Raw genomic sequence first — 15,025 nt, forward strand, 5'->3', positions numbered from 1 at the left:
AGCAACGTGGAAACTGCAGGTTGAACCACAGGGCTGTGCGGAAACCCGGAGCATCTGATACTGGCCCAGACCGCAGGGTGGAGCGGGCGATGGGAATCGAACCCAAATCCGCTTAACCGACTGTTCCATAAGAAAAATGTCCGGAACATTCGACTGAAAAACGATACCTCAAACGATACCTGGAAGCCTAACAGGCTTGCAGAAGGGCCAGCAACCAGCAGGGCAATGCGTCCACTTGCTCCCACTGGTGGGGATGGCTCGAGTGCGCATTGCCCCGTCGGTAACCCAAGCTCCAGCAAAAGACAAGGCCGCCAAACGGCGGCCTTGTTGATCAACCCTTGGGAGGATTTGGGTCGTTCCCGTAACTGTCCTTGTCCCGGATAAGGCCCTGACGGTCGTGGATCACCACTTCGCTGCGCTGGTTGATGGCAATCTCACGCGCATGCTGCCTTGCCTCTTCCTGGGTCCGGTGATGAGAGGTATCGCGCGAGTTGCCTTCGCCACGCACCGCCCAGCCATCCGGCCGCTTCACCACGTGCTGATTCTTGCCCATTTCGACCTCGACAATGGTTTTGGGCGACGACCGCCCAAACCCATGATCTTGGGTAAAAATTACAAAATCAACACCAGATATAGTTAATTCACAAAAAGAACACGCTAATTCACTCCGCAGCCGCGGATGTCGCAAACGCGTCTCAATTCACGCTGAGAGGAAAGCCGTCAAAGCTCGCGGATAAGCCAGACCGAACGGCGTCTCGTGTCGGCAATTCGGGGCGTTTGGCTCAGCGCCTGCGGTAAGGAGCGTCGCACACGTGGCGGCAGGGTCACGCCGTTCCCACGCCTCCAGGAACCTAGTGGCGTGAACGGACGTCCAGGGGCGCCCATCGGCCAGCGCAGCCAGAGCCGCCGCGGCGGGTCCGGAAGACCCAAAGTGATCTGAGCGTGCTGCCAAGTGAAGCGGGGTCTGGGCATGGCGATCGCGTGCATTCGGGGAAGCACCAGCCAGCAACAGCGCGGACACTGCCTCAACGTTTCCCAGATGGGCGGCGAAGTGAAGCGGTGTCTGACCGTGGCGGTCGCGCGGGTCAGGGAAGATGGTCGCGGCCAGTGCAGCGTTGAGCGCGGCAACATCGCCCATGACCACGGCCTCGTGTAATGGCGTCCAAGTCATGATTGTCCTGACCTTCGAGTAGCAGCCCTCGCCTCCAAATGGGCGATGCCTTTTTCGCGCAGAGCATTGCGTCGGTTCGGTTGTAGCAACAGCTGCTCGCTTACAACCAACAATCCTCCGACAACTTCTGCCGGATCCCAACTGTCCACGCCAGCAGCGATAACCAGTCCGCCCAGCACGATTTTTCGATGAGCATCGGCGCTGCGGAACAGCTTGGCGCGCTCCTTGGCTTTCTCCCGGGCCGCTTGGCGGGCCTCCCGTGCTTTCTGTTGCTTCTCGGCCACCATGAGCTTGGCATGCTCTTTGGCGGCCACGTCCAACAGTTTCGATAGTTTTAGTTTTTGTCTTTCAACGTCCGCCACAACACACCTGCAACCAGCCCCAGATAAACCATGCAACCAGAAAATTGGCCGAAGGCAAGGGGGCAACGCCCCATTCCCTGGCGCGAGCGAGCAGCGAGCGCCGCTTTTGCTTTTGGCTAAAAAGTTGACAGTTTTTGCGTGCATGGGACGCTGGATACAGGGGCCAGCGAGCGCAGCGAGCAGCCCGGTTCTCAAGTGGTTTTCAAAGGGTGCGAAGCGCCCGAGGAAAACGACAAGAGCGCGGTTATGCAAACTCTTCGAGTTTGCCCGCGGTCAGGGGCTTCGCCCCCGACACCCCGCGAGCGCTTACGCACTCGCTGCCCCCTTCCGCCGGACGCCCCCACAAGTGGGGACTGGCGGGCCTTCCAAAGCCTGGGGACCGCGTGGCCATTTACCGTTGCGAAATCAAAACCGTCAGTCGAAGCCAGGGCGCCAGCGCCGTGGCCGGTGCGGCCTATCGCGCGGGCTTGGATCTCACTGACCTGCGCACGGGGGAGCGGCACGACTACACGCGCAAGAACGGTGTGGTCGCCTCGGGCATTCTGGCCCCAGCAGGCTCCCCCGAGTGGGCCCGCGATCCGGCCCAACTCTGGAACGCGGCCGAAGCCGCCGAGACGCGCAAGAATAGCGTGGTAGCGCGGGAGTTTCTGGTGTCGCTGCCGCACGAGCTGACCGACGACCAGCGCGCCGACCTGGCCCGCGACCTCACCACCGACCTTGTGAAGCGGTTCGGCTTTGCGGCGATGTTCGCCATCCACGCGCCGGACAAGAACGCCGACGAGCGCAACCACCACGTGCACATCCTGGCAACTACCCGGCGCATGGAGCCCACCGGACTGGGCGCGAAAACCCGTGAACTGGACGACCGCAAGACCGGCGCGGTGGAAGAAGTTCGTGCAAAAGTGGCGAGTACCATCAACCAGCACCTGGAACGTGCAGGCTTGTTCGCACGCGTGGACCACCGCAGCTTGCTGGACCAGCAAGTGGCGGCGGCCAACGCCGGGGACTTTGCTCGGGCCGCCGAGTTGGACCGCCAACCGGAACCCAAGGTGGGCCGCACGGCGACCGCCACCGCCCGTCGGGGCAAACGCAGCCCCCGCGCCGAACGTGTCCAGCGGGTGCGCACCGAGAACGCCCAGCAGGCCCAAGCCCAGGCCGATCGCTTTCGTGAACTCAAAGCCCAGGCCTCCGCCGATGGGCGGCTTCAGCAGGTGGACGAGCAGGCTTTGCATGCCCGCGCCCTTTTGGAACGCAGCGAGGCAGGCCGGGCCAAACTGGCCCAGACCATTCCCGCCGTCCCACCAAAGATTGATGTCCCGCCACCTGCGAAACGGCCGGCTTCCCACCAGATCGGGTCGTCCAAGGCCCAGCGCGCCACCAAGGTGGCCGGTCATCGGGTGGGAGGGGCAGCGCCCCGGCTGGCTCCGCAAGTCCACACGAGAGTGATCGGCAACGGTTCCAAGGAAAGCGAGCAGGTGGCGCGCGTGGCCAACGCCTGGCTGGCCACCCTGGAAAAGGATTTGGCTGACCTCCTGAACAAGGCATTGGCCTGGGGGCAGCACCACGCCGACCCGCTGCCCCGCGCTCTGGCCCGAGACTACCTCCACGCGGAAGGCGAAGCCCAGGTTGCCACCGTGTTGCGGGACCAAGCCACCGCCGAGGTCAAACAGGCCCGACGCGATAGGCACGATGCGCGCCATTATCGGGACAAAGGCCAGGCGGGATTGAAGGGCGCCGGCAAGCTGGCCGACCGCCTGGGTTGGACGCCCAAGTCCCTTCGGGACCTGCAGGACGCAGCCAAGCTCTCCGAAGACCAAGTGGCCGTGGCCAAGCAGTCCGAGCGACTCGCCCTGGCTTCCCTGGAAACGGCTACCAAGGAAGCCGAGCGGCAACGCCAGCGGTTGGTCCAGGCGTTCCAGAATTCGCACCCGACCGAGGAATTCCGGTTCCCCGATCAGTGGCCGCCTGCGGCCCCGTCGCCCACAATTAAGCGATCACCCAGCAAGCAGCCTGGGGCGGGCACCGGTTTTCTGCCTCCGCGGTTGGAGCCCCCGCGGTTTCGACGGTCGGAACCGCGTTAAGAACGCAAGTGCAGGTCCTGTCAGGGTGTGACGCTGTCGCCCGTGTATCCCTTGATGAGGCCCAACACCTCCTTCTGCCGCTCAACGGGCAGTCGGGCCACCAATAGGATGACTTCCGCCAACACATCCGAGCTGGCGTGAAAGTAGGCTGGCGGCACGCCAAGCGCCTTGCTTAGGGCTTCCAGGGTTTCGCCGTCGGGCTCTCGCTCCCCACGTTCGTAGCGGGACAGGCGCGACGAAGCCGATTTCTCACTCATGCCGATCAGCGCCCCCAGTTCGACCTGCGACAACCCGGCGGCCTGACGCGCTGCACGAAGGCGCAGGCCGAAGACAGAGATTGCGGGCAACGGAGCGGGCATAGGGGACGGGCAATGGATCAGCTCCTTAGTCTGCACGGACTGGCATGATAAGGCACGCATCTGCCAATATGGCAGATGCCGCCATCCGGCGGACAGCCAAGGAATTGATCATGAAGACCGTTTGCACCGTGCTCGCATCGGTGATTGCCGCTGTGAGCCTTTCTGGATGCAGCAGCAATCAACCGTCCGTTGAAGAAGCCCAGGCCGCCATCGGGACCACCTTCACCCAGGTTTCCAGCGGATCGATGACCGTGACCGGCTATCGGGACTTCCAGCTTTCGGACTGCCGAGACGCCGCCCCGGCCGATGGGGTTGTTTGTGACCTTGGCGGAGAGGTGGTCCTCAATGTGTCAGGCGCCGAACTGGTGCGCCCTATCGTGGAGCCCGTTCGTTTCAGCAAGGCCAACGGCAACTGGACGGCACACAGGCCCTGACCGATGAACTCCTACGCGAACGTGGGCTGCGCGTCGGTTCTTCTCGGGGGAGCCGGTCTCGTCTTCGTCGGTGGCGGCTTGGAGATGCTCCAGAACGGAAGCTCATTTGGGTGGCTGGTGGTCTTGGCAGGCATTGGCACCTGGCTGGTGCTGGGCTTCCTTTTCTGGATCACCCATCGAGCCAACCGACGACGGGCGTGTATCAACCGCCAGCCTTTTCCCCATTTCGCAGAACAAAACCTCCCGCGCGGGGGCTTCTGGCGGGGCTTCCTTTGGACTTGGGCCGGGGTCATTGCCGTCCACATGCTGGTGTTCCTAGTCAGTGGCTTCGCTGATGTGTTTCCCGATGCAGACCTCGTGAGAGGCCTGGCGGCACTTGCGAGCATGACGCTGGCTCCTGCGCACGTCGTGCTGCCCATACTAGGTGGTGCTGCGTTCTTCCTTGTGCGCTCAACATCTGCCTAGGACGCTGGACTTGAAACTCGCACCGGCAACCTGATCTATATAGGGCGCGGACTCTTCTGGCGCACCAAACCATGACAGGGGGCAAGCATGACTAAATTCTGCGTTACAGCCGTGAGACGTGAAAATCCGGATGATGACCGGGTCTCGGAACTTCTTATCTGGAAACACTATTTCAATGAGGATAAGAAAGAGTGGCGATGGAAGCGATTGGGTGCCACAAAATCCGAAGAAGTCGTGAAGCTCCTGATAGAAGGACACGATGTATTCTCTGGAACGTTGAATAAAGACAAAATAAAACTTGGCGAAAGAATTGAATTCATACTCCGCATCACCCACAATGAAAGGGGATTCAATATCACCGAGATGCCGGAGTTCTAGAGCTATTAAAATCTAGAATGGAGCCCCGGATTCGAGGCATTTCCGGGGCTTCTCCTCCATGCATGAAGGAGAAGCTCGTGGGGGCACAGCACCGATAAAGATGATTCAGCGCCCACACAAAGAAATTATTGATGCGCAACTCAAATCAGTGCGGAAGGGTTTCCTTGATCGCCTTGACAATTTGGTCACGAACATCATCTAGGAGGCAGTGCCTGCACCATTCCGTCGCCATGGTTTCCCATACATTGGTCTTGCTTTTCAGTATTTTGTCGCCAACAAGTTCCGGCCACGCATGGAAATGTGGGTTAAGCATGGCGTCTTCAAGATAGGCATGGAGGCTTCCTGCGCCAATTCCAAAGCGCTCATGTAGAAGGCCCCAATTTTTCTCGCGCAAACCCTCAAAGACCACTTGCTCTGGCGCTTTCTCACCAGGGAGCTTCACACACCCAGGTCTCAACTCTTGATCTCCGTCGAGAATTCCCAGTCCTGGCTGCGGCAACTTGCCCTCCGAAGCCAATTTACCCATCATGGTAACTACATTTGCAGGGCCGACAGCAGAAATCTTAATATGGGAAAGGAGGTCGCCACCTTCCACATGTGATGCAACAATCTCTCTGACCCATATTTCTGCGAATCCGTCCTCAACGTAGATGAAGGCTTCCGGGTGCGCGACGTCGTCAAGCTTAGTCAAAGAGAACTCCGGGCTAGCCCCATAGACCACGCTTGGTCCAGCCGGAGTGGGCAAAAGCAAAATACGTGCTTCAGGCGGCAACTCTTCCAGTATGTAGGGACTATGGGTCGATACAATCACTTGTGCGCGCCTCAGGCGACTCAGCTCAATAAGGAAGTTAATTAACCTGCGCTGCGCTTTGGGATGAAGGGATGCTTCCACTTCATCAACTATGATGAGAGAATTCTGAGGAACCTCTTGGAGAGCTCTCATCAAATCCAACGATGTATCTTCGCCCGCACCTTGATGGAACTGAGAAATTTCTCCAAATTCGCGCCTCAGTAGACCCACGGCGCGCTTCTCATTGACGTCAGGCGTAGCGAAACGTGCCCCCTGATACTCCCGCCCCAAAATGTAGGATAGTTTCCCGCGATACTCCTCTGTTAGTTCCTCTGTCGCTATCTCGCCGGCAGCGAGTCGAGCTACCTTTGCGTAACCAGCAGTTGCGTCAAGCGGCAGCGTCCTTGCCACGTCAAACCAATATATGCGACGCGAGTAACGCTTTTCGGGAAAGCTCCAGCGCTTAGTCGGCTTCCTAATTTTGAAGCCTACGGTGTTTTCTCCCAGCTTAATGGCATAGCCCAACTCAACATCACTTAGAGTATCCCAGTGTGTATCCAAGAAGAAGTCAGACGGATAGTATCCAGAGACTTTCGTTTTCTCGTATGCGGCCGCAGCAACTTTTAGGACGGTGCTTTTACCCGCTCCATTTTCCCCAACAATCGCTGCTACTGGGAATTTGAAATGAACGGACTGCCCTTGCCAACCTCGTAGTCCCTTGATATCGACACGATCCAAAAATTGAGGCCATAGACCCCCTTGAAATTGCTCTCGAATGCGCTGAATTTCTCCGTAATTCATTGAGTCCCCCTTTGGATGCTTTGTAGATTGATGCACAACACGGCACGCGTTTGCAAATGAAAGCGCCCTAGACTTGACAAAGCCCCAGGGCGCTCTACTTTGAGTTCATGGCCCCCGGGTTGGACGACCCGGAGGCGAGCAAGGTAGTGACAGCTACGACATGCCCAGGCAGTGCCCCTTGAGCACACATTAGCAAGCCTCGGATGGACCGCAAGCCTCCCTCTCTTCCTCTCCTCCCTGTCAGTCCAGCTCAAAGGCCGTTGGTAGCCGTATCACGGTGCCGGTGGAGTGACCGGCGGTGCACAACGCAATCCTGGGAGCCCAGTGCGGGCTTGGACTGACCATCACCAGCGTGCACCGGTTTTAAAGCGAGGGGACATAGGGCGCGGTATGGCCTGGCAACTCGCGCCAGCCAGGTAACGCAGATGTCGATGGTAACTGGGGAGTGCTCAATCTGGCCCCAGCAGCGTCTCCCATTCGCGGTCCCGTTACCATGGTTCGTTGCTAGGAGAAGCCCCAGGAAAAACGCGCTTGGGCACGGGAAAAGTAAAGCAACACCGGAGAGACGCCCTCGCATGGGGGTGACAGGACCCGGACCCGGCGCGACTAATCGCGTGAACCTGTCGAAGCGGTGCAGATTAGGGAATCACCGCGCCCTGAAGTGCTGGGGTCGCCGCCACGGGACCGACGCAGAGGCCAAGTCACCCCACCGCTTTAGTCAGCGGGGTATGGGGAGACTTTGCCCTTCGGCTGGAGGGGACCCGGAGGGGACCCGACAGCCGAAGGGCAAAGCAGGGGGGCTTTGGCAAAGCTATTAGAGCTTAAGGGAAAACTTCTGCACGCTTTTCCTGTTTTGGATAAGCAGATCCGGCGAAAAATTTTGCGCAGCTTGCCCTTGCACATCGGCGAAAATGCGCTGAACACTGGGCATGACGACCGCCGACCAACGCCGCCTGACCCAAGCCGCCAACTGCTTGCTCAACGCCGCCGGCTACGGCGCAGGCCGAACTGCTGGGCGTGCTGACCAGCGCTGCTGGCACCGCAGTTGTCGTCTATCCGCTTCTCTTCCGGTGACAAACGACTTTGACTTTCGGGACAGCATCGCTAGCACCCGCTACTAGCCTCCCAGTTTTCCAGTCACGGAGTAGAGGGGCTCCAACAGCCATTCGTAGAGCTTGCGACGCTCGCCCATGATATCGGCTTCAAGCTGCATGCCCGGGCGGAGCGTCTCTATCTTCCCGTATGCCAGCACTCCCTGTTGGTCCAACGAGACCAGAACTCGATACAGGGACTGCTTTGCATCGCTGCCCTCCTGGGCTCCCGTCAACGCGCTGCGAGAGATGCGGATGACCGTTCCTTCGTGGGCTCCGAACTTCTGGTAAGGATAGGCTTGATAGCGCAGGAGAACTCTGTCGCCCGATTTGACGAACCCAATGGCCGAACTGGGCACCAACAGCTGTGCCCGGAGCTCGGACCCCTGGGGGAGCAGGCTGAGAATGGGCTGGCCCGGCTGCACCGCTTGGCCAGCCTCAACCAGACGATTTGCCACCAATCCAGTAACCGGTGCGCGAAGCAACAACTCTCCGTCAGCCTCCATCCGAACGGTCTCCTGGCTCAGTGCAGCCAGATCACGTTCAGAGGCCGCCTTGGCCGAGAGCCTCTGATGCGGAATTTCTGCGAGCCGCTGTTCCAGTTCGGCCAGGCTCCGGCGAATCGAGGTCGCTTGGCGTTGAAGTGCCTGTTGCGCGTTGACCGCCTCGAGTATCGATTGCTCTTGTTGGTTGATCTGAACCAGGCTTACGTAGCGCTCATCTTCGACGCTCCGAAATCGGGCGAGGGTCTCGCGACCAATTCGCACCTGCTCGCCGCGGGTGTGGATCTCTGCCTCAATCTGCGAAAGCTCGCGCAGCATCGCCGAGCGTTGGGCCTTGGCTCCCTCCTGTTGTGCCGCGAGCTGCCTGTCCTGGAACTCGCTCATCGCCTCCACACTGGTCATACGGGAGCGCTGTGCGTCAAGCAACGTGGACACGGCATCCTGCCCTGAGGAGGTGACCCGCGGCACGTTGATCGTCAGCAGCCCGTCCTGGCGCCGGACGTGGTCGCCTTCTTCGACATCCAGTCTCGCAACCACGCCAGCCGACGGAGCGACCACGGTGGAAAGCCCGAGATCAGGCACAAGCTCGCCCATAACCCTGGATCTGCGTGAATACTCGCCCAGGTAGAGGAAGCCGACGATGGCCGAGGCAGCCATCGCTGCGAACACCGCAAGAATCCAGAAACGGAGCGGTTGCGCCAGGGACACTCCACCGAGCCAGCTTCGTCGCTGGGCATCGATGGCTTCCTTGCGGAAGAGGCGGCTCATGCGAGGACCTCCTCAAGGCCGTCCCGTGCGGCTTTCGCGGAGCTTGATGCGTTCTGCACCAACTCGCGCGCTACCGCGCCCGCGTGCATGATCAGCACCCGGTCTGCACTGGCGATGGTCTCTGGGCGATGGGCGATGATCACCCGGGTCAGTTCGAGCTGTCGGACGGCTTCATTCACCAGCCTTTCCCGCGCAACATCCAGATGGCTGGTTGCCTCGTCCAGGAAGAGCAACTGGGGCTTGCGATACAGGGCGCGTGCGAGGATCACCCGCTGCTTCTGACCGCCAGAGAGGGTCGTCCCCATGTCGCCGATCAGGCTGTTGTAGCCCATGGGCATCGCTGCGATGTCGTCATGCACGGCGGCCAACTCTGCGGCTTCACGCACCCTGGCTTCATCGTGGTGATCGTCTTCGAAGGCGATGTTCTCGCTGACACTTCCCGCGAAGAGCTGGTCATCCTGCATCACCGCGCCGATCATGCGGCGATACTCGCTTACGCTGACCTTTGACAAGGTCACGCCTCCGATGCGGATCTCACCTTCCGTCGGCTGAAGAAGGCCGAGGAGAATCTTGATCAGCGTGGTCTTTCCGCAGCCAGATGGACCGATGATGGCGACTGACTCACCAGGATCCACTACAAAACTACAGTTCCTCAGCACCCAGGGCTCTCCGGGGGCGTAGCGGAATCCAAGCCCTTCGACCTCAATTCGGATGCCGTCCGGCAGCAGGTCACTTGCGTTTGAAGGGAGGGACTCTGGTTCGGCAAGAACAATGTCGGAGAGCCGCTCGCCATGCAGGCGGAGCATGCGGAACTCCACCCACTTGTCGATCAAGGTTCCTATCCTCTGTGAAAACTGGTCCTTGTAGGCGAGGTAGGCAATCAGCATACCGACGGAGAAGACGTTCTCCATCGCCAGCAGTGCTCCCAGCCAAATTACCGCAATGCGCTCCAGTCCAAACAGCAACTGATTGGCCCCGCCGAAGCTCAGCCCAAACTTTGCTAGCCAAATGTCGTGATTGACCGTTTCATTCATGAGATTGAAGTAGCCGGCTTGGCGAACGGAATCCCGACCGGCAACTTTCACCGACTGAACTCCACGAATGGACTCAAGCAGGTGGCTCTCCTGCCGTGCCCCTGCGATCAACTGTTTTTCTGTTCCTCTTCGGAAAGGCGCAAAGGCACAAGCACGCGCGATTGCATACAGAGCAACTGCAAGCAATGTGACCAGCGCCAACTTCCAGTTGTAGAGCAGCATCATTCCCAGCGTCACCACCGCCATGAGGCCATCAACGAACGCTTCGACGAAACTGGTTGTCAGCGTTCGTTGTATGGCCTGGACGCTCGACATCCGTGAGGTGACATCACCCAGATGGCGCTTCTCAAAGAAGTCCAGGGGCAAACGCAACAGGTGCCGGAAGACGTTGCCGGTCCATTGCAGATTGAGCCGATTTGATAGGTAGATGACTGCTCGGCCTCGGATCTGCCCAATACAGACCTGCAGCAGCAGTGCCAGGGCAAACCCGGTGCCCAGCACGGTCAGCAAGTCCTTGTCATGGGCAATGAGGGCTTGATCCACGGTCCATTGCATGAAGAATGGCGCTATCAGGACGAACACCTGAAGAGCAACGGACAGAAGCAGCAGCAGGGCAAGCGCTTTCCAAAGCCCATCGATCTTTCCTGTCAGCTGCGCGAGCGAGACGGCCGGTGGGCGAGGAGTAGCCCGGAACTCCGCAGTTGGATGCAACTCCAGCGCAATTCCGGTGAAGTGGCGCGAGACCTCATCCAGAGAAAGCCTGCGTTTGCCAAAGGCCGGATCCAGAACGGTCACGCCATTGCGACGGACCTTGCTGATCACAACGAAGTGGTTGAGGTCCCAGTGCGCAATGCAGGGCAGTTGAAGTTGGCTCAGATGCTCCAAGTCCAAGCGCAGGGGGCGGCAGCGAAAGCCGAGCGCGCCTCCAGTTTCAATGATCTGAGCAAGCGTCGCGCCTTTAAGCGAAAGGGCATGGCGACGACGGAGTTCCCGCAGTCCAATGTTGTTGCCATGATGCGACGCAACCATGGCCAGGCATGCAAGGCCGCACTCCGCTGCCTCGGATTGAATCACGGCGTCAATAAGATCACATCTCTCTATCGATAGAAATGGCGAATTGAACAGGGTAGTTGCTGAAAGCTCTGCAGAATTGCGCGTAATGCGAGAAGGGCGGGGTAGAACACCCCGCCCCTTTAATCGTGAATTCAAACTATTGAGACTGTCCCGATCGCTTATCAGAATTTTCTTGCTTTGCGAGGTATTTCCCGCCGTGGTAGCCAGCCACAAAAAAAGCAAAGGCTGCTACAAGAGCGAAAGCAAGGATATTTGCGTCACTGTGCTTGGTCATTTGAATCAAAGGCTCCTCCGGGTTGACATTCGTGCTTGCCTGCGCGAGTCGCTGGCTTGAACGCACGGCGCTGCATGGGAAGGTCCGCTGGTGTTCACGACTGAATTCCGTAGTCCCTGAGCGTCGGGTAGAATATGACCCACTGCGTTATTGTGAGATTTATTGTGCCGTGGACTGTCGCCAGCTGGGTTGTGCTCAGGTTGAATGGATAGGCCAAAATGCATAGCAGTATCGAAAATAGGAATGACGAGATAACGGCGTCGACGTGAACCGCAGCAAATGCCGCGCTAACCACGATGGCTCCCAATACGCGCCCGAAGTAGTGAGATACGCCATCAAAGAGCAGGTGTCTCACTACCTTCTCCTCGAAAAGAGGTCCGATGATGCAGGTCGAAATCAAGCCAAGAACATAGAAATTGATTGGAATTTCGCTAAAGGGGATGAATTTTGTGTGCGGTATTGCAGGGATTCCAACGACGTAAACCCAAATCGCGCCTCCAGCGATCCCAATGGCAACCAAGGCAGCGCCAAGCCGGAAAGTCCACTCTCTCCTGGGTTCATTGGGAAGTAGCCAGACACAAACCGCGAAGGCGAGAAGTTCGACGATCGCTCTTGATCCAAAAACGTCGAAGTATTTCAGAACTCCAAGTGCCGCACCGGCGCCCACAGTTGCAATTGCAGCTACGAATATCTTGTTCTCCGCTATGGGGCGAGGCCTCCAGTGCGCGATTCTCCTGAGCAAGAACTTTCTCCCGAGGGCCCAGGCCCGGAATTGGGCCTGGGCCTTAGCTAACGCGCCTACATCATCCTGAATTGTGCCTCAGAGGTTCCGCCTCGTATTCACGCTGGCGCCCGATCAGGCATTCTGGATCATTGAGCCATGAGGTGATGGTAGATTAGACCAGCAGCGCCGATTCCACTGAAGGGCGCAACCCTTCCATACATATACGCGGTCTCCATGAAGCTGTGGAGAGTTCCGCTGACGTGGCTTCCTTCGCTCGAACCAATCTGAATGTTGATGCCCTTCGTACCGCCTGACACTTCTGCAAGTTCCAATTGACTAAGATCACGCATATAGCCTCCATTGCGATGCTGTCGGAGTAATGAGAGTTGCGAATTCGCCTCGAGACCAAGCGTGGCGGCATCGAGTTAACCAATATTCTCGATGCGCCGGAGCTTCGTCAGCGACGCGCTGTGGCCTTCGTGGTTCACATTGGTGCACCCAGCAGGCGCTTTCATTCAAGACTGTGACGGCCCTTCCGCACAATCCAACTGAGGCCACTTGAAATGTTATGACATAACAATATATGTTCGCAGACTGTCCGCAGCCGAGGCTGCCTCGGGCCACTGTGTTGCTTGATGCACCTGTGGCTTCGCAGTGGGCCGACCAATGCCTCGTCTGGCCAGCTCCGACGGAAGCCAAACTCTTGCCCTGCTCCTGCCGCCTCAGGCTGGAGCGTGCTCGGGCTTTGCTTTCGCACGCTTTCGCGGAGCACCTTCGGACAGGAGTGCCTTGAGAACCGGTAGGTTCAAGTTGAAGTCCAGCACTGCCAGCCCAGGGGTGTTCGCGCCCGGGCCATGCAGATCTTCTTGGACGGTGAATTCGTGGCTATACGTGGCTTGGTGCTCGTCGTCAGCTCGCTCAACCACCTGGACCCGCAACTCGGACGGTATGCCTGCGCGTCCGAGAGGCTGAACTTCTGCTTTCGAAGTGAGTGGAAACCGCGCCTCATCGGCTTCCACGTCTTGCCGGGCCAACGCCATCCCAACCGCGGCAGTCATGCGGATGTTTTGTTTCTTTTTGCCTCTCGCGCAATTCGCTTGGCTTCCGTAGCGGCCCGTTGCAAGTTCTCCCCAAATTGACCCGGCACATGCGACGGCAGGGTCACCGGCGGATTGAACATCGCCAACGTCTCCACCCGCAGAGGCAAGGTCTCTGGCTGAACTGCCGCTGGCACGGCCAACCCACTGTTGTCCACGTAGACTTTCCGCAAGACCGATTTGGGCGGTTTGCCATGTCCGGTGATGCGGCCAATGGCCACGTCCCGGGCGCCGACCTCCATGCCGGTGGCCAACAGCGCTCGATCCATGTGGGTAATGAAGTAGTGCCTAAAGGCATGAAATCCCATGCCCTCTTCGGTGATGCCTTGCCGCTTGATGTAGGTCGAAAACTGCCGTGACAGCTGACGCCCAAAGCCCAATCCTGTGCTGTTGGGAAGGTCCGGAAAAAGGCGATCCACGCCGGACGCTCGCACCTCATCTACGAAATGGAGGAAACCTGCATCCAACACCGGTTGCGCCAATGGAACGAACCGAAGTGAGCTCGTGTTCTTGACCTTGTTTCCTTCTCCCAGAGTTGTGACCAGGAAGCCGGCAACCCCATTCACATGCATCACATCTGCTGCGCGCAGCTGCGCCACTTCGTTCACGCGCGCGCCGCTGTATAGACCCAATATCGGCCCCCAGAAGCGATGCGGATACTTCGAGGCCCAGCGCAAGAAACCCGATCCGAACACTGCTTTCAGTTCGTCATGAGTGAACGGGCGACCCGTTTCCGGCTCCTCCACTCCTCGCCGTTCCGACGGTGAGGCGATGCCCTCCATCGGGTCAAGCTGTAGAAGCCGCTGTTTGCGCAGGTGCGAAATGAACACCCTCAATCTGTCCCAATGCTTGCTGAGCGTGGCACTGGCCGGTGCCTTTTCGCCGTTGCGTTTGGAGAGCGCGAGAACCTCCAGGACACTGAGGTCGCGATACAGCTTGTGCTTGGTTGCGTTTCTAGGCCAATGCTCCACCGCGTCCATGAAGGCCTGCACGTGGTCAGCGTCCAGTGTGGAAACAGGAATGTCCCCAACAAGGCCCAACAGAATTCGCAGGCTGTGCCGACTTTCGATGATGGTTTTCGGCGCCAGCTTTCCCAAGCTGGTCAGATGCTTATCGATACAGACGGAGAGCAGTGGTCCTGACGGGACCGTAGCCGACTTGGGCACCTGAGGCAGGTAGCCGGCCAACGCAGCAGCCAGCGGATCCTTCTCCGCCACTTGCCCCATCAGCCGCTCCAGCATCTCCACGTCCTGGAGTGTCTCCAGCTGAGCCTCAGCAACATGCGTTCCGTTGCGCAGGGTCATGCCTTTGATGATCAGGTCCCTGCGTCCAGCAGCACGTGCAGCTTCCAGTGCCTTCTTCAGATCCACCGCGTCCCCCTGGCGTATCGCTTCGAATGCCTGAGAGAGTGCCACGCCCATGCAGGCGGCCACCAGCCGTGCCCTATCGCCGGCAGGCTCATGGAGAGGACGAACGAGGAAGCGCGAACCGATGGCGGCACGCAAATCGATGGGCACAAGAAAGCGGGCGTATAGCCCACTGGGACGAGAAAGAAGCAGCGGCTTGGGCAAAAACGATACCTCGAACGATACCTGGACAGGTCGTTTGAGCGTTCGTTC

At 58.9% G+C, this 15,025-nt stretch carries 12 protein-coding genes; 4 read left to right on the plus strand and 8 right to left on the minus strand.

Annotated features, from left to right (window positions below; genetic code table 11):
* Window positions 1–331: 331 nt before the first annotated feature.
* Together V3B41_RS14725 and traD are read right to left on the minus strand one after the other, a co-directional pair.
* A complete protein-coding gene (locus V3B41_RS14725) occupies window positions 332–553 on the minus strand; it encodes a DUF2188 domain-containing protein (RefSeq protein WP_010481480.1) in 222 nt (73 codons plus the stop codon).
* 614 nt (window positions 554–1,167) lie between these two features.
* Window positions 1,168–1,533 carry a conjugal transfer protein TraD gene (traD, locus tag V3B41_RS14730; protein WP_241873125.1) on the minus strand — a complete coding sequence of 122 codons (366 nt, stop codon included), beginning with the start codon at window positions 1,531–1,533 and terminating at the stop codon, window positions 1,168–1,170.
* Window positions 1,534–1,916: 383 nt separating this feature from the next.
* Between traD and mobQ the strand changes: the two genes are divergently transcribed.
* Window positions 1,917–3,614: a MobQ family relaxase gene (mobQ, locus tag V3B41_RS14735; protein ID WP_285308903.1), complete on the plus strand. Its 1,698-nt coding sequence runs from the start codon at window positions 1,917–1,919 to the stop codon at window positions 3,612–3,614.
* A gap of 20 nt (window positions 3,615–3,634) precedes the next feature.
* On the opposite strand, the gene V3B41_RS14740 is transcribed toward mobQ, so the two are convergent.
* Window positions 3,635–3,973, minus strand: coding sequence for a helix-turn-helix transcriptional regulator (locus V3B41_RS14740; protein WP_134959420.1), 339 nt, complete (start codon window positions 3,971–3,973; stop codon window positions 3,635–3,637).
* 110 nt (window positions 3,974–4,083) lie between these two features.
* On the opposite strand from V3B41_RS14740, the gene V3B41_RS14745 reads away from it, so the two are divergent.
* The 3 genes from V3B41_RS14745 (at window position 4,084) to V3B41_RS14755 (ending at window position 5,250) form a co-directional block, all read left to right on the plus strand.
* Window positions 4,084–4,407, plus strand: a complete 324-nt coding sequence (locus V3B41_RS14745) for a hypothetical protein (RefSeq protein ID WP_134959421.1) — start codon at window positions 4,084–4,086, stop codon at window positions 4,405–4,407.
* A 3-nt stretch (window positions 4,408–4,410) separates the two neighbouring features.
* The gene (locus tag V3B41_RS14750) at window positions 4,411–4,872 is read left to right on the plus strand and encodes a hypothetical protein (protein WP_285308901.1); all 462 of its coding nucleotides are present in this window, start codon (window positions 4,411–4,413) and stop codon (window positions 4,870–4,872) included.
* Between the two features lie 87 nt (window positions 4,873–4,959).
* A complete protein-coding gene (locus V3B41_RS14755; protein WP_285308900.1) occupies window positions 4,960–5,250 on the plus strand; it encodes a hypothetical protein in 291 nt (96 codons plus the stop codon).
* Between the two features lie 145 nt (window positions 5,251–5,395).
* On the opposite strand, the gene V3B41_RS14760 is transcribed toward V3B41_RS14755, so the two are convergent.
* The 5 genes from V3B41_RS14760 to V3B41_RS14780 form a co-directional block, all read right to left on the minus strand.
* The gene (locus V3B41_RS14760) at window positions 5,396–6,841 is read right to left on the minus strand and encodes an AAA family ATPase (RefSeq protein WP_285308899.1); all 1,446 of its coding nucleotides are present in this window, start codon (window positions 6,839–6,841) and stop codon (window positions 5,396–5,398) included.
* Between the two features lie 1,117 nt (window positions 6,842–7,958).
* Window positions 7,959–9,203, minus strand: a complete 1,245-nt coding sequence (locus V3B41_RS14765; protein WP_134959406.1) for an HlyD family efflux transporter periplasmic adaptor subunit — start codon at window positions 9,201–9,203, stop codon at window positions 7,959–7,961.
* Entirely contained in the window at window positions 9,200–11,320 is a 2,121-nt protein-coding gene (locus V3B41_RS14770) for a peptidase domain-containing ABC transporter (protein ID WP_329861639.1), read from the minus strand. Before V3B41_RS14770 ends, V3B41_RS14765 begins: the two co-directional genes overlap by 4 nt.
* A gap of 359 nt (window positions 11,321–11,679) precedes the next feature.
* Window positions 11,680–12,327, minus strand: a complete 648-nt coding sequence (locus tag V3B41_RS14775; RefSeq protein WP_029379755.1) for a CPBP family glutamic-type intramembrane protease — start codon at window positions 12,325–12,327, stop codon at window positions 11,680–11,682.
* 1,036 nt (window positions 12,328–13,363) lie between these two features.
* On the minus strand, window positions 13,364–14,977 hold the full coding sequence (locus V3B41_RS14780) for a site-specific integrase (protein ID WP_329861618.1): 1,614 nt from the start codon (window positions 14,975–14,977) through the stop codon (window positions 13,364–13,366).
* Between the last annotated feature and the right edge of the window lie 48 nt (window positions 14,978–15,025).

The sequence above is a fragment of the Stenotrophomonas sp. SMYL89 genome, assembly GCF_036319985.1.
Lineage (GTDB): Bacteria > Pseudomonadota > Gammaproteobacteria > Xanthomonadales > Xanthomonadaceae > Stenotrophomonas > Stenotrophomonas maltophilia_Q.